This window comes from Endozoicomonas elysicola, assembly GCF_000710775.1.
Classification (GTDB): Bacteria; Pseudomonadota; Gammaproteobacteria; order Pseudomonadales; family Endozoicomonadaceae; genus Endozoicomonas; species Endozoicomonas elysicola.
This window is the reverse complement of sequence record NZ_JOJP01000001.1, coordinates 1,888,833-1,907,372: the sequence shown is the minus strand read 5'-3', so window position 1 is coordinate 1,907,372 and position 18,540 is coordinate 1,888,833. Positions and strand designations below refer to the sequence as shown.

Sequence of the window (18,540 nt, the reverse complement as noted above, 5' to 3'; positions counted from 1 at the left end):
TAATAATTGCTATACGCTTAGCTTCCGCTTTGCTGGCCACCGGAGCCAATGCAGGATTTTTTTTCAGCTATCGCTAAGGCTCTTTCAAAAAACTCTGACAATGTTGCAGGGCAATCTGCCAAAAGAACTGATGAAATCGCACTTATAGCAAAACAAGCAGACGAAGCCGAAGACTCGCTCCACTCAGCTACATACAATGAAAAAAATAAGGGTCAGGTCTTTCATCGTGCATTGTAGAAAAATGATAAACCTGAACGCTATGATTTGTAATTCATAATCAAAAACCTGATCCTAATTTTCCAGATGACACCTACAGCGTACTTGTTTTAGGTGTTACATGCTTAACATAATTTTAAAGTATGCTCTTACACCTACTTTTAGGGGACAAATATGAATTATCCAACCGTTCAAGACCAGCTTGACCTCAAAGTCGAGAAAGAAGTTGAAATCAATGGAGTGGGAATGGGTGTACTTTCTGATGGTACTCCTTATCTAACTGGTCGTGGGTTAGCTCGGTTATGTGGTGTTGATAACGCACCAATTGTACGACTTGGTTCTGAATGGTCAGAATCCGTCCAAAAACCTCGTGTCACAAAGATTAAACAAATTTTAGATAATCGTGGTGTAAGCCTACATTCACCGTATTTAGAAGTAAATGGAAGTAGGTTCTGGACTGGGTCAGTTTGTCTTGCTGTCCTAGAATATTATGCTTTTGATGCTTTGCAAAACGACAACGCCATCGCATTACAAAACTATCGAACTCTCGCTGGTCGAGGGTTCGAAGAGTTCGTATATGCCCAAGTTGGCTATGACCCAAACCAAGCTGTTCCAGAGCAATGGAAACAGTTCCACGATAGAGTTTCTCTTACATATGACTCTGTACCAGCAGGTTATTTTAGTATCTTCAAAGAAATTGCAGATATGGTTGTAACTCTTGGGCAGGCTGGTTTGCATATTGATCACAAATTTGTGCCTGATATCAGTGTTGGTCGAACATGGAGTAGCCATTGGACAAAAAACAATCTTGAGCAGAAATTTGGGGAGCGTGATAAATATGAACATAATTATCCCGATTATTTCCCACAAGCAATGTCAAACCCTCAAGTTCCTTGGTGCTATCCTGAGTCTGCACTAGGTGAGTTCAGAAGATGGTTCAGAGAGGTTTATATTGGCGACGGCAAGCTCTCAACTTATTTATCCAATCAAGCAAAAGCTAAGGCTCTTCCTGCATCATTTTCTCAAATTGCCTTAAAAGCACTTAAAAAATAGAACGTAAAATAAGAGTCAGGTCTTTCATCGTGCATTTAAATTGATAAATCTGAAAACCCCATACTTTGTTTAATACACAATGAAAGACCTGACATCAGTTTTCCATGTCATCAAAAATGATGATTTTCAATCAGTATAAATTTGTAAGGTGAACTCATTTGTGCAGATCTTCAAAGTGAAAAGCGGAATTCACACTAATAAGCATTAGGCATTCATTCACATTTCATCGAGGTAAGTATGAGCGATTGGGATTTTTTACACGATATGCATAATGAGGGTTATAACCCAGACCAAATAGCTGATGCAGCTGCTTGTGGTTACAACCCGTATGAGCCAACAACTTTTGTTGATTACGGCTTTAGCCCTAATGAGTGGGAAGAAGTTGAAGATGAGGAATTCCTTTCTGACAGATTACTTATAAATACTGAGTTGGAGGAAATTTTTGAAAAACTGGTTTACAATGCAAAAGAGTTTCACTTATTAACGAATCGTTACCTTCAAATTTGGGGAGAGTTAGGAGAGTTGTTTGGTGAAATTTATTACAACATCAAGCGTCATAAAGCTCATACAAAAGGTTCAGATGGTAAACTTGGAAATGATTTCATTGAAATTAAAACAATCTCTCCTGAAAAAAACGTAGACGAAGTAAGAGTTAAGCGTGCAGGAAATTTTAGTAAGTTATTAATAGTAAAAATCAATAATGACTTCTCTTTTGAAAGCCAGATGATTCATAGGAAAAATCTTTCTAGAGGAACAGGTTCGCACGCAAGAGCAAAATGGCAAAAAGATAAATCTGCCAAAAATGCCTAAAAAGTTATGGTCAGGTCTTTCATAGTGCATAAGCTTAAATTACTTCCTGTCCTAAGAGGACTGATGATAAAAATAGTTTTACAGAGTTTCAACCAATGCACTCAGTTTCTTTGAAGTTTAAAGTCATTGCAGCTCTTTTATTTATTAGCTTTAATAGCTGGTCAGTGAATCTAGATAAACACGATGTGTACTATCAGGTTCGTTACAGCTATAAAAATAATAAGATTGACTACAATGCAGTTTGTTCTAATTACAAGAGAGGTTCTGTAGAAAATCGTGGTTGTCGCCGCCAGGCACAGCATTATTTCAGGGATCAATGTCATAAATATGGTTCATTTGACATAGAGAAGACTCGACATAACCTCACTAAAAAGAAAATGTACTGTTTAGCCAAGAGCCAGTTTAATCCTATCAGATAGTGGAAAACGGAAGTCGGGCGATGATGTACTTCCCCCGTTTTATTGGACTCCAATACCAAAATTGAACAAGGATTTTGCATGGCAAGAATGATCACCTTCCACTTTCCCCTACCTATATAGCTCTCTCTATAGCACCTCCCCACTTATAAACCATTCGTCCAGATTGACAGGGATTGGCCGTATAGTATGCTCTCAAGTGTCGAAAGAACTTGCCTGTAACCACTAACAACCATTAATGGTTGCACGCAAGTGCAGTTGTAAGTAACTGATTCGTATATAACTCATTGAAAATAAAGGGGGCGTTTTCCCCCTTATATTAATATGAAATATCCGTGCTCAGCTACAATACCCTGCGTTATGTTCCATGAATTTCTCCCCTGAAGCTCTCATGAAGAGCAGGCCGGAATTCTTATCGCTTTTCATTCTGGATAACACAATGTCTTGGATTCAAGTCAGACTGGACACTACTTCTGACCATGCTGAAATTCTGGAAGACCTGCTTCTGGAAGCAGGTGCCTGTGCCGTAACCCTGCAGGATGCAAAAGATCAACCGGTCTATGAGCCGGAACTGGGTACGACCCCGCTGTGGAATAACACCGTCGTTGTTGGCCTGTTTGATGCCCAAACCCGCACCGATAATGTCATTCCGTTTCTCAAAGAGAATGCCGGACTGAACCCTTTCCCCAATCACAAGGTCGAACTGGTGGAAGATAAGGACTGGGAAAGAGAGTGGATGACCCATTTCCATCCAATGCAGTTTGGTGACCGTCTGTGGGTTTGCCCAAGCTGGAAAGAAGTTCCAGATCCAGAGGCCGTTAACCTGATGCTGGATCCGGGTCTGGCATTTGGCACCGGGACTCACCCTACTACGGCACTTTGTCTCCGCTGGCTTGATCAGCAGAGCCACCTGGAAGATGGCCTGAACGGTAAAGAAGTGATCGATTATGGTTGTGGCTCAGGTATTCTTGCCATTGCCGCACTTCTGCTGGGAGCACAATCGGCTGTCGGTGTTGATCTCGACCCACAGGCATTGGAAGCAACTATCGAGAATGCAAGACGGAACAGTATCCCAATGGGCAAACTTGACGTTTTCCTGCCGGATGATGAGCCAACCGATCAGGCCGATGTTGTATTAGCCAATATTCTGGCTGGTCCCCTGACTCAACTGGCTCCCAAACTGGCCAGTCTGACCAGGGAAGGCGGTTCCATTGCACTGTCAGGTATTCTGGCTGAGCAAGCGGATGAAATTATTCAAACCTATGAACAGTGGTTTGCGATGGATGCCCCCGTCACTTTCGATGGCTGGGCCATGCTCTCTGGTAAACGACGTTCATAAAAATCATGCATAGGATGCAGGTATAACAACTCGTTGCAGATTCATTATCAATAGAGCCTGTTGCACCTGCTTCACGAATTAGACTGGATTCAGTACGGGGGCTCTGGTCTAATAAAAAATGCAGCCTAAAGATCAGGTACAAAGTAAACATGACGCCTTCAAGTGTCACTTGCCCCCATTGCCAGACTACATTTCGCATTACCAATGCTCAGCTTAAGGCTGCCAATGGTTCGGTGCGCTGCGGCTCATGCCTGCAGGTATTCAACGCCCTGGATCAGGTCGAGCGTCCAAAAGAGCAGGAAAAAGTAAAAGAAACCGTTAAGGCTCTTGAAGAAAACACCACCCCCCATCAAACAGAAGCACCAGTGGCGGCCCAGCCCAGGCAACAGCCTCCGGAAAAGCTGGTAGTCCAACAGCACAAACCGGTAAAAAAACCGGAATCATCGCAACCGCAAAGACCCAAAGCCAAAGAGCTTGACCCTTCTGTAAAGGCAAAGGTTGCGACTGCTCCCATGGAGTACGATGGTTACCATCAGCAAAGCATTGAGACCCTGATTCAGGAGCTGGATGAACGGGAAACTGAAGAAGCCATTAGCGAACAGCAGCGCCGGCGAAAAAGAACCTACTGGGGATTTGCTGCCTGCGCCCTGATGCTGATGCTCGTTCTGCAATTTGCCTGGTTCAACCGCAACACGCTGTCTCTGACCCCTTCACTCAGGCCTGCCTATGCAATAGCCTGTAATCTGTTTCCCTGCACCCTTCCCCCCCTGGTCGATATTCAGGCCATAAGAAGCGTTGACCTGGTGGTTCGCAGTCATCCGAATCAAGATAATGCCTTGCAGATAGATGCTGTCATCATCAATGAAGCCAAGCACCCTCAGCCATTTCCGGATCTGGAACTGACCTTTACGGACATCAATGGCAGACTGGTGGCTAACCGCACGTTTACACCTTTTGAATACCTTGGTGGAGAACTGGCTGGCTCAGAAGAGATGCCTAAAGCACAACCGATTCGGCTTGGGCTGGAAATTATTGATCCAGGCGAAAGAGCAGTGAATTATCAACTGACATTCAGTGAAAACAAGATGACACGATTTAACTAGATGTGACTGATTAAGACTTTTTTGGAACCACGAAACGAAGAGCACAAAGCTCACAAAGGAAAGACTAAAACTTTTTGAACCACAGAAATCACAAAGTTCACAGAGAAAGATAAGCTTTTTTTGTCTTTGTGATCTTTGTGCGATCGCCAAGGATGGCGGAATTGTGGGTAATGTAGGAGCAATTACCGGTGCTCTTCGTGGTTTAAAGGTCTTTTTTATTTCTCAAGCAATCGCCAGCAGCTTGATCAACTCTTTCCGGTTGCCTATCAAATCCGCCAGACTGTATCGGTTCAATACCGCCATGAATGCAGCCACGGCCTCAGCAAGCACCCCTTTTAATTCACACCCAGGCGAAATCCGACAGAGCGGCTGATCACACTCCACCACTTTCATGGTGGTTTCCATACACAGCACCAGTTCACCGAGATTAATGTCTTCCGGCGGTTTGCCCAGGGTGAACCCGCCACCCTTTCCGCGTAAGGTTTTCAGATAACCCTCATGCCCGAGTTTCTGAACAATCTTCATCACATGATTCCGTGATAAATCATAGGTGTCCGTTACTTCCTGGATAGAAAGCAGTTGCCCTTCAGGCTGGAGGGCTGCATACATCAAAATGCGAAGGGCATAATCGGTGTGTTTGGTCAGTTTCATTCAAGCATAGACATGGGCGAAAGATGTAACTAGAATGCACTTTTATTAAATGCATTTCAAATGCATGTTTTTATTTACGATGGAAAGAGGTGCTTTATGAGCCTGAGTGAACAAACGATTCAAATCGTCAAAGCCACTGCCCCGGTTCTCGCGGAACATGGTGAAACCATTACCCGGCACTTCTACCAGCAGATGTTCAGCCAGAATCCAGAACTGCTGAACATCTTCAACGCCACCAACCAGAAAACCGGTCGCCAACAGGCGGCTCTGGCCAATGCCGTCTATGCCTACGCTGCCAATATCGACAACCTGGGCGTTCTAACCGCAGCCGTACAACGAATTGCCCACAAACACGCCAGCTTTAATATCCTGCCTGAACAATACCCAATCGTAGGTAAACACCTGCTCGAAGCAGTGACTCATGTTCTGGGGGATGCAGCAACGGATGAGATACTTAATGCGTGGAGAGAGGCTTATGGCTTTCTCGCCGCATTATTTATCGAAGTTGAGGAAGGAATTTATCGGGAGAGTGAACTGGCTGAAGGTGGCTGGCGGGGAACCCGTGAGTTCAAAGTGGTGAACAAAGTACAGGAAAGTGAGCTGATCACTTCCTTCTATTTTGAACCGGTGGATGGTTTACCGGTAGCCGATTACCAGCCCGGGCAATACATTGGCATCTACCTGCACCCGGAACAATCAGAACATCGCTGCATTCGTCAATACAGCCTTTCTGATGCCCCCAATGGCCGAAGCTATCGCATCTCGGTAAAACGTGAGGGGAAAGGAGAAACTCAGGGCATGATCTCCCATCACCTGCACGACAATGTACATATAAATGATATTGTGGAATTGTGTCCACCGAGCGGAGACTTCTATCTGAACCCTCGCTCCGAAGCGCCGGTTGTACTACTCAGTGGCGGCGTCGGCCAAACCCCCATGCTGAGTATGCTGAACAGTTTGGTCCATCAGGGGCATCAACAACCGATCATTTATGTTCATGGTGCAATGAATAGCAGGGTTCACGCTTTTGATCAGCATGTCAGGGAGCATACAGAGCAGAGTGATAACATAGAACAGATTCTGTTTTACGACGAGCCAACCGGTGCTTGTTCTGGATATCACCATGCTGGGAAGACGGACCTGGAACTGATCCGCAAAAAGATAGACCTGCCCGGCGCCCACTACTACTTCTGTGGTCCCCTGGGGTATATGGCGATGGTGAAAAAATCGCTGCAAAGCTGGGGAGTGACTGAAGACCGCCTCCACTATGAAGTATTTGGCCCCCATAAAGACCTCTGAGTCTTTTTCACAAAAGAGGAAAAGATAAGATTTTTTGAACCACAAAGAGCACAAAGATCACTAAGAAAAGAAAAAGCTTATCTTTGCCTTCGTGCGACCGCCAAGAATGGCGGAAGTGCCGTTAATGCAGAAGCAATTACCGGTGCCCTTTGTGGTTAAAAAGCTCTTAGGATCTCTAACTTCGTTCCCACGATCCTCCGTGGGAATGCATACCGGACTTTCCTGAGATACCAAAGCCAAAGGGTATCATCCCCACGCAGAGCATGGGAACGGGGGCAAGATTTTTTGAACCACGAAGGCCGCAAAGTTCACAAAGAAAGATAAGCCTTTTTCTTTTCTTCGTGTGCTTTGTGGCCTTTGTGGTTCAAAAGCTTTTAAAACCTCTGTGGTTCAATCAAAATCTCATTGATACTGCTGCGCTATCTGTCGGGCACGATGAGGGGCAAGCTTAACCAGTTTCTGATAACTGTTATCCAATTCTGCCTGCAGTTCATTACTCAACCAGCCCCGATAGTGAAACCCCAATACCGCACTGTTTTCCAGAACACGAGGCTCCCATGGTCCAAGCTCGCTGGCGCGCAGTAATGCAGCCTCAAACTGCGAGTCGATCAGAGAATACTGGGAACGGGCTCGGGCATAATCACTCCAGCTGTAAGGCCAGGATGGCCTTAATACTACCGCCTTCTGCCAGGCATCCAGCTCAGCATGATTATCCCTGGCGATACCGGAAAGCCTGCCCCGTTCAAGAACTCGTGCCTTCAAAACATACAACGCAGGATTACCTGGCATTTGACGTATGGCGCTATCCACCCCCTTGAGAGCAATGTCTAGCTCGGAAGGTTCTATAAGAAAACTGTTGTTGACTGCAGTTTCCTTCTGCCAGTGATCAACAAACAGCTCTGTCTGGTAACGCCCCACCTCAGAACGGAGCAAACTAAACGCCTGAGAAATGGCCAGACACAGCACCAGCACAAGCGGTAGAATAAGCAAAGCACGCCGCCAGGATAACGAACGTTTCATAAGGCATCACCAAAAAGGCACTGTGTCAACTTATCCGGATTCTCGCTTGTCAGCTGAGCACACTGCTCGCTTCCAACCCATTGGCTCAACGTTCTGGCCGCCAGCGCCATGGCCGGTGGACGACGCACCGGATGATGAGCATCCGAAGCCACAAAATGCACCAGCCCACGATCCACAAACCAACGGGCCGTGGTTTCCGCCTTTTCCCCAAACAGACCTGCCACCGAACCCGCCGTCAGCTGCAACAAAGCCCCCCGATCAATAAATGGCAATACACGCTCAGGGTAAGACATCAGCTCTTTATTCCGCTCCGGGTGAGCAATTACTACCCGCACCTCCCTCTTCTGAAGCCAGTCCAACATCTGTTCCATACCCACAGGAATGCGTTGGTGGGGCATCTCCAATAACAGACATTGGTAACTATCCCACTGACCAATCATCGGAATTTCATCCTTGCGAAGCTGAAACATCATCTCATCGCTGAAACGCACTTCTGCGGCCATAGCCAGCTCGATAGTCAGCCCTGCCTCTGCCGCCTGTTTCTGTAACCCAGTAAATGCCGGGCGTATCGTTCCCACATTATTTTCAAAACGACCAGGGTGCATATGAGGCGTACACACCAGCTTCTGGATGCCATCGGCCTGAGCCAGCTCCAGCATGGCCAGCGCCTGCTCCAGACTATCAGCGCCATCGTCAATGCCGGGAATTACATGGTTGTGGATATCAATCATTTAGTCATATAAATCATTAAGTTACAGGCGAACCAAGCGCTCAGCTTCTGGACAGTAAGCGACGAATCAATAGCGTCAGCAAACATGCAGGAATCAGCAGCATGACGCCTGTCAAAAACAATGCGACAGGAACCGGAACATGAAAGTACGTAAACACAAAGGCAATACTGCCCACCGCATCCACAATACTTAAGCTCAACGGCGCATTATCTGGCCCGGAAAGGGTGTTAATCAACAGCACTTCCACCGCCAGCACCAACATAATCAGGGGGATATCCCACCCAGGCACCCACTTTTTCATGAGAACCACGCCCTCAATAGACATATTTTGGCAACAGAATCATGGCAATGCAGCGCTCATAACACTCACACACGGATGAGTTAGCCGGAAAACCGTCATTAACCACCAGCAATCTGCATTAAATCGGCTCAGCCTATCCCCAGCAGCTACAAATATAAAGAGAAGGATTTAGTTAAGCAGTACCTTCATGGAGGAAGTCATGCTGTATTCTCCAGGGCTCCGGTTTACCGGTGTCACCCTATTTCTCGCGTTAGTGCTAATGCCGTTTCAGCTACTGGCAGACAGCTCTCTGAAACAATGTCGAATTGGTGATCGCTATCTATTTGGGCACCATGAAAACGTTACCCGCATCGATCATCAATTTGATACTCAGCTCACGGCCTTAATTGATTCAGGCTCAACCACCTCATCCATGGACGCTCGCGATATTACCATCAAACCCATGCCCAACGGGGTACTCTGGGTGCGATTTAAAATCCTGACTGAACGAGGTAAAAATGGCAGAGAAATTACGCTGCTCAAGCCCATCAAGCGATACATTCTGGTACAAACCCATGCAGGGAAACCACAAAAACGGCCGGTGATCGAAGCAACTATTGAACTGGGCAATGTTAAAACCACCACCGAGTTCAGCCTCACGTCCCGATCCCGTTTTCCCCAGAGTATTCTTCTGGGGCGTAATACCCTGGATAGTCTTGCAGTGATTGATACCTCACAGAAATACCTGCTGAATGGCTGCCAGCCAGATGGAGATATTGCACTCAGACACTGAAATCAAGAGCCTTAAAAACCGTGAACCACGAAGACCACAAAGTACACAGAGAAAGAAAAAAAAGAAAAATCTTATCTTTTCCTTTGTGGTCTTCGTGCTCTTTGTGGTTCCGGGCTTCTAAGCCACGAAGACCAGAAAACCCACAGAGAATGAAAAAAGAAGAAAAGCTTATCTTATCCTTTATGATCTTCGTGCTCTTTGTGGTTCAAAAAAATCTTTTACCCGCGAACTCGACCTACTGTAGGTAAATACCTTGCCAACCACGCCAGCGCCATCATGCAGATAAAATACGCGGCGTTCGAAGGAATCTGAAGATTAAAATCGACGGAGGAGTGAATCATAATGGCCAACACTCCCATAAACGACGAAAACCCCATACCAACCATTAACAAATTGCGCCGCAGACGCATCGCCTGAACCGCCTGCCAGATGGAAAGCAAAACCATCAATGCCAACAAGGCAGCAGCAGGCAGGCCAAACTCCAGTGGAAATTGCAGAAAATCATTATGAGCCAGATCGAAAAATCCCCGCCAGGTTCCATCGTGATATTGAGGCAATGTTGTATAAAAACTACCCGCACCGGAACCGGTCAATGAAAAATCAGGAATGGCACCCAATGTTTGCGGATTTACATCACTCCGTGCTTCCATCTCAACATTGGTTCTTTCCAGCCGCTCAACCACCTCTTCCAGACCAAACCACTGGCTGACAATAATCGTATCGATCACAAACAGACTGACAAACAGGATGATCACCCCACGGCTAAGTTTTTTACGACATATAACGTATAAAACACCGGTAATCATCAAGCTGGAGAAGAATGCAGTATTCCCCATGCGGGAACGCCCCATCACCAGGCCAACCACCATAATGGCAATGGCGGTTCTTAATATCACCTTGCTGCTCAACAGGGTTTGCAGCGTTTGCCGCCAGAACTCTTGCCAGTCATGAGCCCGCCGTTCATTCAGCTGTCCCAGCAATAACCCCATACCCACTGCCAGAGTCATCTCCAGACAGCCAGAAAAATTATTTCGGTTAATAAATGTGCCCGAAGCCACCCCCTGCCCGGTTTCTTTAGGGCCAAACAGCAATACCTCGGCCCCCGAAAGCGTACTCAACGAGCCAAACAATGCCTGAAAGGCACCGGCAATCACAAACACCCAGGCAATTACCCGTAACCGTTTAGGGTTATTGACCAGTAGCAGTACCAAAGCAAACAACAGAGCATATGCCAGCGATAACAGTGCATGCACCTGAGATGCAAAAGGATCAAGAGAAAGATAAAGGTATTCCGGCACTGCCAGACTCAAAGCATGTGCCGCTTCAAGCTGAATGGCCCATGCCTCTGGTGATAACTGCTGAACAATATGAGCAGGCAAAGGCAATGACTGAATCCACACCCAAAAAGCCACCAGAACCAGCCCGACAACCACCGGTATACCTTTTCGAAAGGCCGTTGTAACCGACAATTGCCCAACACCATAGCCCACCAGCCAAACGGCTGACAGCATGAAAATACTCACTTGCAAAATACCCATAGCCCATTCGGGTTTACTGCCATAAGGCAAGGGTAGCCAGGCAATAATCAGCAAGAGGCAATAAAACAGAATACGGCTAAAACGGCTATCCGATATGGACAAGGCAGTAATCCTTAAAACGGGTTCAGGCCCAGTGAAAATAAGAGCGCGGGTAATAATACCGAAGACAGGAGAAAAGCAACAATAGATAACGCACCCAGAAGCCTGAGCTTAACCAACCATACGGGAAAAAGTCCGACAGACTCGTTAAACCTCACCGGTCCCTGGTAAAGCTTCCGGGTCAGGCCTGAGGAAATACCTGACAACAGCAGCCATAAGGAAGTAGCCACTGATACCGATCAGGTTCGATAAGATATCCGTTAAATCGCCAGTGTTACCCTGCCGGTAACCAACATGATTCTGCAGTACCTCCAGCAATATACCAAACATAAATAATCCTAATGGCTTTAAGACAACAAACCTCGCAGTAGGGAAAGCCAGGCAATCAAGCATCAGTGCCAGCGAGAAAAAGGTAACTGCATGCTTGAATTTATCATTCAGGAAACCGGTGGGATCCATTGCACCGGGAATCAGTGCCATCACAGTGCATAGTAATAAGATGGCAACAAACAACAACCCTTTCCATGGGATTTGGCTTGATGGTTTATTCATAAATTCAACATTAATCGATTAGTCGACGCTCTCGCAAGGGCTGCGGGCGAAGTTGGTAAAACTCGAAACCACGAAGATCACAAAGGGTCGAAAAATGCTCCTGCATGTTCGACACTTCCGCCATCCTTGGCGGTCGCACAAATGCAAGCTTAAATATGGGACGTACATCATAACCGCAACCATTAAACCCGTCGAATGACCCATTTCCCCCCCAGCAATACTTGACCCTTTTAACAGTCGCACCTATCTTTACTTTTAAACAAAAAGTAAAGAGGACCCTGTTATGCCAATCATCAGTGCCAAAAGACAAATTACCCTGCCCGCTGAACAGTGCCGGTTAGCGGGACTGGCTCCGGGCGATGAATACGAAAGTTATATTGATAATCACGGGCATATTACGATTGTGAAAAAAACCAGAGGGGCTGCCAGAGGTTTTCTCAAAGATACCAAAAACGATAAACGATTCACCGATGAAACCTCAATGCAAACGGGCATTAACCCATGATCGCCATCGACACCAATGTACTGCTCCGTTATCTCCTGGATGATGACAAACAGCAGTCAACAAAGGCCGATAAGCTGATTAATGGCCAGCACACCGTTCTGCTTACCGATATTGTCCTGGTTGAAGCCCTGTGGACACTGCGGGGGAAAAAATACAACCTTGATAAAAGCCAGCTTATCGCCGTTATTCAACAGCTCTTTGCAGAACCCAATATCCGTTTTGAAGATGGCCAGACAGTATGGGGCGCACTGAACGATTATCGACTGGCTACACCGGTAAAAGTCGGTAGCAAACGAAAAACGGCTGACTTTCCTGATGCGCTGATTATCAATAAAGCAGCTTACTGTACAAAGCCTCCTCAAACGCTAGCGGGTGTGTACACCTTTGATAAGGCTGCTCAACAAATTGACGGCGCTTATGAGCCATGAGTTATGTGGGCATAGTTAACTGTGAATAGCCACATTCCCAATTCCCATTTAACCATTTCCACACAACTCAAGTCCGCCCGTATGTATCTTCAAACCGGACGATATCATCCTCACCCAGATACCCCCCACTCTGTACCTCAATTAGCTCAAGGTCGAACTTACCCGGGTTTTCCAACCGGTGCACCGCACCAATGGGAATATAGGTGGACTGATTCTCCGTCAGCAGAACCTCTTTACCCTCAACCTCCACCAGCGCCGTGCCTTTCACCACAATCCAGTGCTCTGCCCGGTGGTAGTGCTTCTGCAGCGACAGCCTGGCACCCGGCTTCACGGTAATATGTTTCACTTGAAAGCGCTCGCCCACATCAATCGAGTCATAAGCGCCCCATGGCCGGTATACCTTCCGGTGAAGATTCACCTCTGGCCGTCCTTCGGCCTTCAGTTGCTCTACCACCGTCTTTACCTCCTGCACCCGATCCTTATGGGCCACCAGGATAGCATCGTCACTTTCCACAACCACTAGGTCATCAACACCCACCGTCGCAATTAATTGTCTCTCACTGCGCACATAGGTATTACGGGTATCGTGCAGCAGGACATCACCCAGAACAGCATTACCCTGTTCATCCTTCTCAGAGAGATCCCCAAGAGAAGACCAGGCCCCCACATCAGACCAACCAGCATCCAGCGGAACCACAACGGCATCCGTCGTTTTTTCCATCACCGCATAATCAATGGAGTCATCCGGGCAGGCCTTGAATGCGTCTTCATCCAGACGAACAAAATCGAGATCCGGATTCTGCACCGCCATTGCCTGTTCACAGGCAGACAGAATATCCGGCCGAAACTGCTTCAGCGCCTCCAGATAGCGGGAGGCTTTGAACAGAAACATCCCGGAATTCCAATAATAATGACCAGAAGCATGATACCCCTGGGCCGTCTCCAGATCCGGCTTCTCAACAAACTCCTGAACCGCAAAAACCTGTTCTTCGCTTATCTTTTCTTTGAGGGCTTTGTGGTCTCTGTGGTTAAACGCTTTTATATAACCGTACCCCGTTTCAGCATGGGTAGGCACAACACCAAACGTCACCAGCTTACCGTCCATCGCCGCTGGCAACGCTACCTCAACCGCCCGATGAAAAGCATCAACATCCTGAATCACATGATCCGCAGCCAGCACCAACAAAAGTGGCTCATCTTCGTCCTCACCCTCAATCTTTCCTTTGTGATTCAAATTCTTTTGGCTTAACGCTTTCAAAGCAGCCAGAGCCACTGCCGGAGCAGTATTACGCCCCACCGGCTCCAGAATAATCGCCGACGCTTTTCGCTCCATTTGGCGCAGCTGCTCCGCCACCAGAAACCGGTGATCTTCATTGGCAATTACCAATGGTGCAGAAACAGAGTCCAGTCCATCCAACCTGGCCACCGTGTTCTGCAGCATGGATTGCTCATTGACCAACGGCAGAAACTGCTTAGGATTCAGTGCTCGGGACTGAGGCCAGAGGCGGCAGCCGGAGCCGCCTGCCATGATTACGGGGATAATGTTCATAACCTTGTAAATCGGCAATCCGACGAAAGAACTAACAGAAGCAGAGTAAAGTTCAGTGATTCCCGATTTACTTAGCCAGGTGGTTGACAATCTGAATGAGCGTTTCTTCTATTTTGTCAAAGCGTTTGCAGGTTTCACGCTGGTTTGCCGATATCTCGTTTCTCATTGCCTGCTGCTCATTTTTCATTCCCTTTAGCTCTTTCTTCATGCCCTCCTGTTCCTTTTGCATTGCCCTTTGCTCGTTCAGAATCAGGGAGACAACACCATGAGTTGCTTCAAAAATTTTGTTATTCTCACGAAAAGCATGCTCCAGAGCATCTTGTTTGGACTCAATATTTTTCACCCTGGCTTCCAGAGACATAATAACGACCCATGACTGCTTGTTGTTTGAGCCTTGAGCATAGCAAAGAATTTTGGTGCTACATCTGCCCCTGAGCTCACCGGCACGAAGTGATCTGTAGAACGTGTTATGTTTACAATTCCTGCAAGACCCTCGGCCTTCCCCAGATAACCACCGCGTTGCACTTCAAATCAGCTCAAGATCAAACTTGCCGAAAGCTTCCATACGACGGACTACGCCAATAGCTGCCAGGCCATCATCTTACTCACCGTGAAATAATGCAGCCCAAAACAAAAAGGAGAGCCAAAGCTCTCCATTATTTACTCAACGATACTGCCGCTCCATCCAATCCTGATAACTCCCATCCATCACCCCTCGCCACCAAACTTCATTATCGAGATACCAGTGCAGCGTCTTTCGAATACCCGTCTCAAAAGACTCAACCGGTTCATAACCCAGTTCACGACGAGACTTGGCTGCATCAATTGCATAGCGCCGATCATGCCCTGGCCGATCCTTCACAAAAGTAATCAGCTCTTCAGCAATACCATTAGCTGCTTTGGTCGCATTAGGGAAGCGAGAAGCCAGCTCAGCATCAGCCGAAAACGCTTCATTGACCAGCTGGCAAACAAGCTTAACAATATCGATATTCTGCCATTCATTATGACCACCGATATTGTAGTTCTCACCCACCATGCCTTTATTCAGCACCAGCTCAATGCCTCGGGCATGGTCTTCTACAAACAACCAGTCCCGCACTTGCTTACCATCGCCGTATATAGGCAAAGGCTTATCTTCCAGAATATTGGTAATCACCAGAGGTATGAGCTTTTCCGGAAAATGGTAGGGGCCATAATTGTTGGAACAGTTACTGATGGTTGTATTCAGGCCATACGTTTCCTGATAAGCCCGCACCAGATGGTCACTGGACGCTTTACTGGCGGCATAGGGTGAGTTCGGCGCATAAGCCGTTGTTTCGGTAAACGGTGGATCATTCTCCGCCAGAGTGCCATAAACCTCATCGGTAGACACATGGTGAAAACGATGATCTACCACACCACCATCCAGCCAAACCTGTTTGGCAGCCTTCAGCAAACTGTGGGTACCCATGATATTGGTTTCCAAAAATGCATCGGGCCCGGTAATGGAGCGGTCCACATGAGACTCTGCAGCAAAGTGGACAATCGTATCAACGGCATGGTGCTTAAGCAGCTCCACAATCAGATCGGTATGGAGAATATCACCGTGCACAAACTCAAAATTAGGAAGACCATTAACCGGCTCAAGGTTTGCCAGATTACCTGCATAGGTCAGGGCATCCAGCACCACCACTTTATGGTCGGGGTACTGGTTCAGCCAGTAATGAACAAAATTGGCACCAATAAAACCGGCACCACCAGTCACCAGAAGTGATTTCATAGAAAGTTCCAGAGGGGGAGTTAAAACGCAGAAATGGAGTTGACGCCTTAGCCAACCAGCTCAGCCAACATTTGTCGAAGCGCTACCCGCCAGTGCACTTGTGGCGCTTCCAACTCAGCCCAGGTAGAGGTTTTATCCAACACACTGTAGGCAGGCCGGGTAGCCGGAGTCGGGTAGTCAAGGGTCTGGATCGGCGTTATCTGAATCGCTTTATCCAGCAAGCCCAATTGTAACGCCTCTTCTTGAATGGCCACAGCAAAGTCATACCAGCTGGCCACACCGGCATCGGTGAAATGATGCACCGGCAACTGCACCGAGCCTTCCAGCAAACGGACAACACCATTCCATACACAACGTGCCAGGTGATTGGCCCAGGTTGGCGTCCCCACCTGGTCTGCTACTACCCCTAGCTGCTCTTTCTCCTGCATCAGGCGAAGCATGGTTTTTACGAAATTATTGCCATGGGCAGAATAGACCCAGGCAGTACGAATAATCAGACTGCGTTGTGGCAGCAATTCCCGAACATGGTTCTCTCCCTCTAGCTTGGTCTGGCCATAGACACTCAGGGGGTGAGGCTGGTCATCCGCATGATAAGGTGACGATTGGGCACCATCAAAGACAAAGTCGGTAGACACCTGAAGCATGGGAATATTATGGTCAGCACAAGCTCTGGCTAGCAGAGCGGCCCCGGTTGCGTTGACTGCCCGAGCGGTATCTACATCCAACTCAGCCTTATCAACAGCGGTATAGGCGGCGGCGTTAATCACCACCGCCGGTGATGCAGAAGCAAAGAAGGCCTGAATGGCCGCTTCATCAGTAATATCCAACTGCTGATAGTCTGTAAAAGACAGTTGGGCAAAATCCGGTGCAGTCCTACGCAACTCATAACCCAACTGGCCATCAGCGCCGGTGATTAATACATTCATCAAGGCTCATACACTCCATTGTTAAAACCTCCAGCATCTGCCAGGCATACACCCAACTGATCTTTTGCAGAAAGCTGTGGTGGCTCACCATTAACCAAAGGCCAGTCGATGCCTAACTCAGGGTCATCCCAGGCAATGCTCATTTCATAATCTGGCGCGTAATAATCAGTGCATTTATAAAGAAAATGCGCTGTCTCACTCACCACATAAAACCCATGGGCAAACCCTGCCGGTACCCAGAACATGCGCTTATTGTCACCAGACAGCAATAAACCGTAGCTTTGGCCATAGGTAGCGGAATCTTTACGAAGATCCACCGCCACATCGTACACTTCCCCATCAATCACACGCACCAACTTGCCCTGAGGGTGCTGCTTCTGGAAATGCAGACCACGCAAAATACCCCGTGCGGAATAACTGTGGTTATCCTGCACAAAATTGGAGGGCAGCTCAAACTCAGCAAACGTCCGGGCCTGAAAGGTTTCCATAAAATAACCACGTTCATCACCAAACACTTTTGGTTCAATAATCAACAGGTCTTGAATAGGCGTTTCGATAATATTCACAGCGGATTCACCTCAGTAATAACCTGCAACAGGTATTCCCCATAACCACTTTTGCGCAGTGGTACGGCAATATCCATCACCTGTTCGCTGGTGATCCAACCCTGTCGGAAGGCTATTTCTTCCGGGCAGGCAATTTTAAGGCCGGTGCGTTCTTCTACGGTTTGAATAAAACTGGCAGCATCGAGAAGACTACCGTGAGTACCGGTATCGAGCCAGCAGGTGCCACGGCTTAATTTTTCTACATAGAGTTCGCCACGTTGCAAATAGCAATCAATAACCGACGTAATTTCAAGCTCTCCACGGGCTGAGGGTTCAACATCCCGGGCAAACATGCTGACATTTTTATCAAAGAAATAAAGGCCGGTCACAGCATAAGGGGACGTTGGGTTTTCTGGCTTCTCTTCAATGGAGATTGCCTTGCCATTTCCATCAAATTCAACAACACCGTAAGCCGAAGGGTTCTTTACGTGGTAACAAAATACGGAGGCACCCTCTTTACGGCAATCGGCAGACTGCAGCATATTGACAAAATTAAACCCATAAAACAGGTTATCCCCCAGAATCATGGCGCACTCATGGCCATTAATAAAATCTGCACCGATGGTAAAGGCTTGGGCTAGTCCCTTAGGTTCTTCCTGTTCTGCATATTCAAAATGAATACCCCACTGATGCCCATCACCCAGCAGCTCTTTAAAGCGCGGTTGTTCTTCCGGAGTGGTGATAATCAGAATTTCACGAATACCCGCCAGCATCAGGGTGGAAATCGGGTAATAGATCATCGGCTTATCATAAACTGGCATCAGTTGTTTACTGACCGCCTGGGTTAATGGATAAAGACGGGTGCCAGAACCGCCAGCCAGAATAATTCCTTTTCGGGTGGTCGTATGTTTATGCATGAGGAGGGTTT

The 18,540-nt window shown here is 47.3% G+C and carries 21 protein-coding genes; 9 read left to right on the top strand and 12 right to left on the bottom strand.

Going from position 1 to position 18,540, the window contains the following annotated elements; all coding sequences use genetic code 11:
• Positions 1-48 precede the first annotated feature (48 nt).
• From GV64_RS08055 to GV64_RS23695, 5 genes are all read left to right on the top strand, one after another.
• On the top strand, positions 49-237 hold the full coding sequence (locus tag GV64_RS08055; protein WP_020580605.1) for a hypothetical protein: 189 nt from the start codon (positions 49-51) through the stop codon (positions 235-237).
• A gap of 153 nt (positions 238-390) precedes the next feature.
• Entirely contained in the window at positions 391-1,269 is an 879-nt protein-coding gene (locus tag GV64_RS08050) for a hypothetical protein (RefSeq protein ID WP_020580606.1), read from the top strand.
• A gap of 237 nt (positions 1,270-1,506) precedes the next feature.
• The gene (locus GV64_RS08045) at positions 1,507-2,079 is read left to right on the top strand and encodes a hypothetical protein (RefSeq protein ID WP_026257979.1); all 573 of its coding nucleotides are present in this window, start codon (positions 1,507-1,509) and stop codon (positions 2,077-2,079) included.
• Between the two features lie 855 nt (positions 2,080-2,934).
• The gene (gene prmA, locus GV64_RS08035) at positions 2,935-3,834 is read left to right on the top strand and encodes a 50S ribosomal protein L11 methyltransferase (protein WP_020580609.1); all 900 of its coding nucleotides are present in this window, start codon (positions 2,935-2,937) and stop codon (positions 3,832-3,834) included.
• Between the two features lie 149 nt (positions 3,835-3,983).
• Positions 3,984-4,937 (top strand): DUF3426 domain-containing protein, encoded by a 954-nt coding sequence (locus tag GV64_RS23695; RefSeq protein WP_020580610.1) that lies wholly within the window; start codon positions 3,984-3,986, stop codon positions 4,935-4,937.
• 222 nt (positions 4,938-5,159) lie between these two features.
• Here the strand turns inward: GV64_RS23695 and GV64_RS08025 are convergent, their stop codons facing one another.
• Positions 5,160-5,588: an Rrf2 family transcriptional regulator gene (locus GV64_RS08025; RefSeq protein ID WP_020580611.1), complete on the bottom strand. Its 429-nt coding sequence runs from the start codon at positions 5,586-5,588 to the stop codon at positions 5,160-5,162.
• Positions 5,589-5,684: 96 nt separating this feature from the next.
• Between GV64_RS08025 and hmpA the strand changes: the two genes are divergently transcribed.
• Positions 5,685-6,887, top strand: a complete 1,203-nt coding sequence (hmpA, locus tag GV64_RS08020) for an NO-inducible flavohemoprotein (protein ID WP_020580612.1) — start codon at positions 5,685-5,687, stop codon at positions 6,885-6,887.
• Between the two features lie 402 nt (positions 6,888-7,289).
• Here hmpA and GV64_RS08015 read toward each other — a convergent pair whose 3' ends face one another.
• Genes GV64_RS08015 through GV64_RS08005 form a run of 3 tightly spaced genes read right to left on the bottom strand, consistent with a single transcriptional unit; the run spans position 7,290 to position 8,939 of the window.
• Positions 7,290-7,907, bottom strand: a complete 618-nt coding sequence (locus GV64_RS08015) for a hypothetical protein (RefSeq protein ID WP_020580613.1) — start codon at positions 7,905-7,907, stop codon at positions 7,290-7,292.
• The gene (locus GV64_RS08010; protein ID WP_020580614.1) at positions 7,904-8,638 is read right to left on the bottom strand and encodes a tyrosine-protein phosphatase; all 735 of its coding nucleotides are present in this window, start codon (positions 8,636-8,638) and stop codon (positions 7,904-7,906) included. The genes GV64_RS08015 and GV64_RS08010 overlap by 4 nt, the downstream gene beginning before the upstream one ends.
• Before the next feature lie 40 nt (positions 8,639-8,678).
• Positions 8,679-8,939 carry a hypothetical protein gene (locus GV64_RS08005; RefSeq protein ID WP_152553966.1) on the bottom strand — a complete coding sequence of 87 codons (261 nt, stop codon included), beginning with the start codon at positions 8,937-8,939 and terminating at the stop codon, positions 8,679-8,681.
• A gap of 199 nt (positions 8,940-9,138) precedes the next feature.
• Between GV64_RS08005 and GV64_RS23690 the strand changes: the two genes are divergently transcribed.
• A complete protein-coding gene (locus GV64_RS23690; RefSeq protein ID WP_157236872.1) occupies positions 9,139-9,711 on the top strand; it encodes a putative ATP-dependent zinc protease in 573 nt (190 codons plus the stop codon).
• A gap of 218 nt (positions 9,712-9,929) precedes the next feature.
• Here GV64_RS23690 and GV64_RS07995 read toward each other — a convergent pair whose 3' ends face one another.
• Positions 9,930-11,351, bottom strand: coding sequence for an O-antigen ligase family protein (locus GV64_RS07995; RefSeq protein WP_020580617.1), 1,422 nt, complete (start codon positions 11,349-11,351; stop codon positions 9,930-9,932).
• Positions 11,352-11,495: 144 nt separating this feature from the next.
• Positions 11,496-11,900, bottom strand: coding sequence for a hypothetical protein (locus GV64_RS07990; protein ID WP_152553965.1), 405 nt, complete (start codon positions 11,898-11,900; stop codon positions 11,496-11,498).
• Between the two features lie 283 nt (positions 11,901-12,183).
• Here GV64_RS07990 and GV64_RS07985 point away from each other — a divergent pair, with 283 nt between their 5' ends.
• The gene (locus tag GV64_RS07985) at positions 12,184-12,405 is read left to right on the top strand and encodes an AbrB/MazE/SpoVT family DNA-binding domain-containing protein (protein ID WP_020580619.1); all 222 of its coding nucleotides are present in this window, start codon (positions 12,184-12,186) and stop codon (positions 12,403-12,405) included.
• Entirely contained in the window at positions 12,402-12,833 is a 432-nt protein-coding gene (locus GV64_RS07980; RefSeq protein WP_020580620.1) for a PIN domain-containing protein, read from the top strand. The genes GV64_RS07985 and GV64_RS07980 overlap by 4 nt, the downstream gene beginning before the upstream one ends.
• Positions 12,834-12,900: 67 nt before the next feature.
• Here the strand turns inward: GV64_RS07980 and GV64_RS07975 are convergent, their stop codons facing one another.
• From GV64_RS07975 to rfbA, 6 genes are all read right to left on the bottom strand, one after another.
• Positions 12,901-14,382 carry a mannose-1-phosphate guanylyltransferase/mannose-6-phosphate isomerase gene (locus GV64_RS07975; RefSeq protein ID WP_026257981.1) on the bottom strand — a complete coding sequence of 494 codons (1,482 nt, stop codon included), beginning with the start codon at positions 14,380-14,382 and terminating at the stop codon, positions 12,901-12,903.
• 67 nt (positions 14,383-14,449) lie between these two features.
• A complete protein-coding gene (locus tag GV64_RS07970; RefSeq protein WP_020580622.1) occupies positions 14,450-14,743 on the bottom strand; it encodes a hypothetical protein in 294 nt (97 codons plus the stop codon).
• Positions 14,744-15,046: 303 nt separating this feature from the next.
• Entirely contained in the window at positions 15,047-16,141 is a 1,095-nt protein-coding gene (rfbB, locus tag GV64_RS07965; protein ID WP_020580623.1) for a dTDP-glucose 4,6-dehydratase, read from the bottom strand.
• Between the two features lie 47 nt (positions 16,142-16,188).
• The gene (gene rfbD, locus GV64_RS07960; protein ID WP_020580624.1) at positions 16,189-17,067 is read right to left on the bottom strand and encodes a dTDP-4-dehydrorhamnose reductase; all 879 of its coding nucleotides are present in this window, start codon (positions 17,065-17,067) and stop codon (positions 16,189-16,191) included.
• Positions 17,067-17,633 (bottom strand): dTDP-4-dehydrorhamnose 3,5-epimerase, encoded by a 567-nt coding sequence (gene rfbC, locus GV64_RS07955; protein WP_020580625.1) that lies wholly within the window; start codon positions 17,631-17,633, stop codon positions 17,067-17,069. Before rfbC ends, rfbD begins: the two co-directional genes overlap by 1 nt.
• On the bottom strand, positions 17,630-18,529 hold the full coding sequence (gene rfbA, locus GV64_RS07950; protein ID WP_020580626.1) for a glucose-1-phosphate thymidylyltransferase RfbA: 900 nt from the start codon (positions 18,527-18,529) through the stop codon (positions 17,630-17,632). The genes rfbC and rfbA overlap by 4 nt, the downstream gene beginning before the upstream one ends.
• Positions 18,530-18,540: the final 11 nt, after the last annotated feature.

Coding starts and splice junctions, on each gene's coding strand:
- GV64_RS08055 (WP_020580605.1), top strand. CDS start 49: ATGCAGGATTTTTTTTCAGCTATCGCTAAGGCTCTTTCAAAAAACTCT.
- GV64_RS08050 (WP_020580606.1), top strand. CDS start 391: ATGAATTATCCAACCGTTCAAGACCAGCTTGACCTCAAAGTCGAGAAA.
- GV64_RS08045 (WP_026257979.1), top strand. CDS start 1,507: ATGAGCGATTGGGATTTTTTACACGATATGCATAATGAGGGTTATAAC.
- prmA (WP_020580609.1), top strand. CDS start 2,935: ATGTCTTGGATTCAAGTCAGACTGGACACTACTTCTGACCATGCTGAA.
- GV64_RS23695 (WP_020580610.1), top strand. CDS start 3,984: ATGACGCCTTCAAGTGTCACTTGCCCCCATTGCCAGACTACATTTCGC.
- GV64_RS08025 (WP_020580611.1), bottom strand. CDS start 5,588: ATGAAACTGACCAAACACACCGATTATGCCCTTCGCATTTTGATGTAT.
- hmpA (WP_020580612.1), top strand. CDS start 5,685: ATGAGCCTGAGTGAACAAACGATTCAAATCGTCAAAGCCACTGCCCCG.
- GV64_RS08015 (WP_020580613.1), bottom strand. CDS start 7,907: ATGAAACGTTCGTTATCCTGGCGGCGTGCTTTGCTTATTCTACCGCTT.
- GV64_RS08010 (WP_020580614.1), bottom strand. CDS start 8,638: ATGATTGATATCCACAACCATGTAATTCCCGGCATTGACGATGGCGCT.
- GV64_RS08005 (WP_152553966.1), bottom strand. CDS start 8,939: ATGAAAAAGTGGGTGCCTGGGTGGGATATCCCCCTGATTATGTTGGTG.
- GV64_RS23690 (WP_157236872.1), top strand. CDS start 9,139: ATGCTGTATTCTCCAGGGCTCCGGTTTACCGGTGTCACCCTATTTCTC.
- GV64_RS07990 (WP_152553965.1), bottom strand. CDS start 11,900: ATGAATAAACCATCAAGCCAAATCCCATGGAAAGGGTTGTTGTTTGTT.
- GV64_RS07985 (WP_020580619.1), top strand. CDS start 12,184: ATGCCAATCATCAGTGCCAAAAGACAAATTACCCTGCCCGCTGAACAG.
- GV64_RS07980 (WP_020580620.1), top strand. CDS start 12,402: ATGATCGCCATCGACACCAATGTACTGCTCCGTTATCTCCTGGATGAT.
- GV64_RS07975 (WP_026257981.1), bottom strand. CDS start 14,382: ATGAACATTATCCCCGTAATCATGGCAGGCGGCTCCGGCTGCCGCCTC.
- GV64_RS07970 (WP_020580622.1), bottom strand. CDS start 14,743: ATGTCTCTGGAAGCCAGGGTGAAAAATATTGAGTCCAAACAAGATGCT.
- rfbB (WP_020580623.1), bottom strand. CDS start 16,141: ATGAAATCACTTCTGGTGACTGGTGGTGCCGGTTTTATTGGTGCCAAT.
- rfbD (WP_020580624.1), bottom strand. CDS start 17,067: ATGAATGTATTAATCACCGGCGCTGATGGCCAGTTGGGTTATGAGTTG.
- rfbA (WP_020580626.1), bottom strand. CDS start 18,529: ATGCATAAACATACGACCACCCGAAAAGGAATTATTCTGGCTGGCGGT.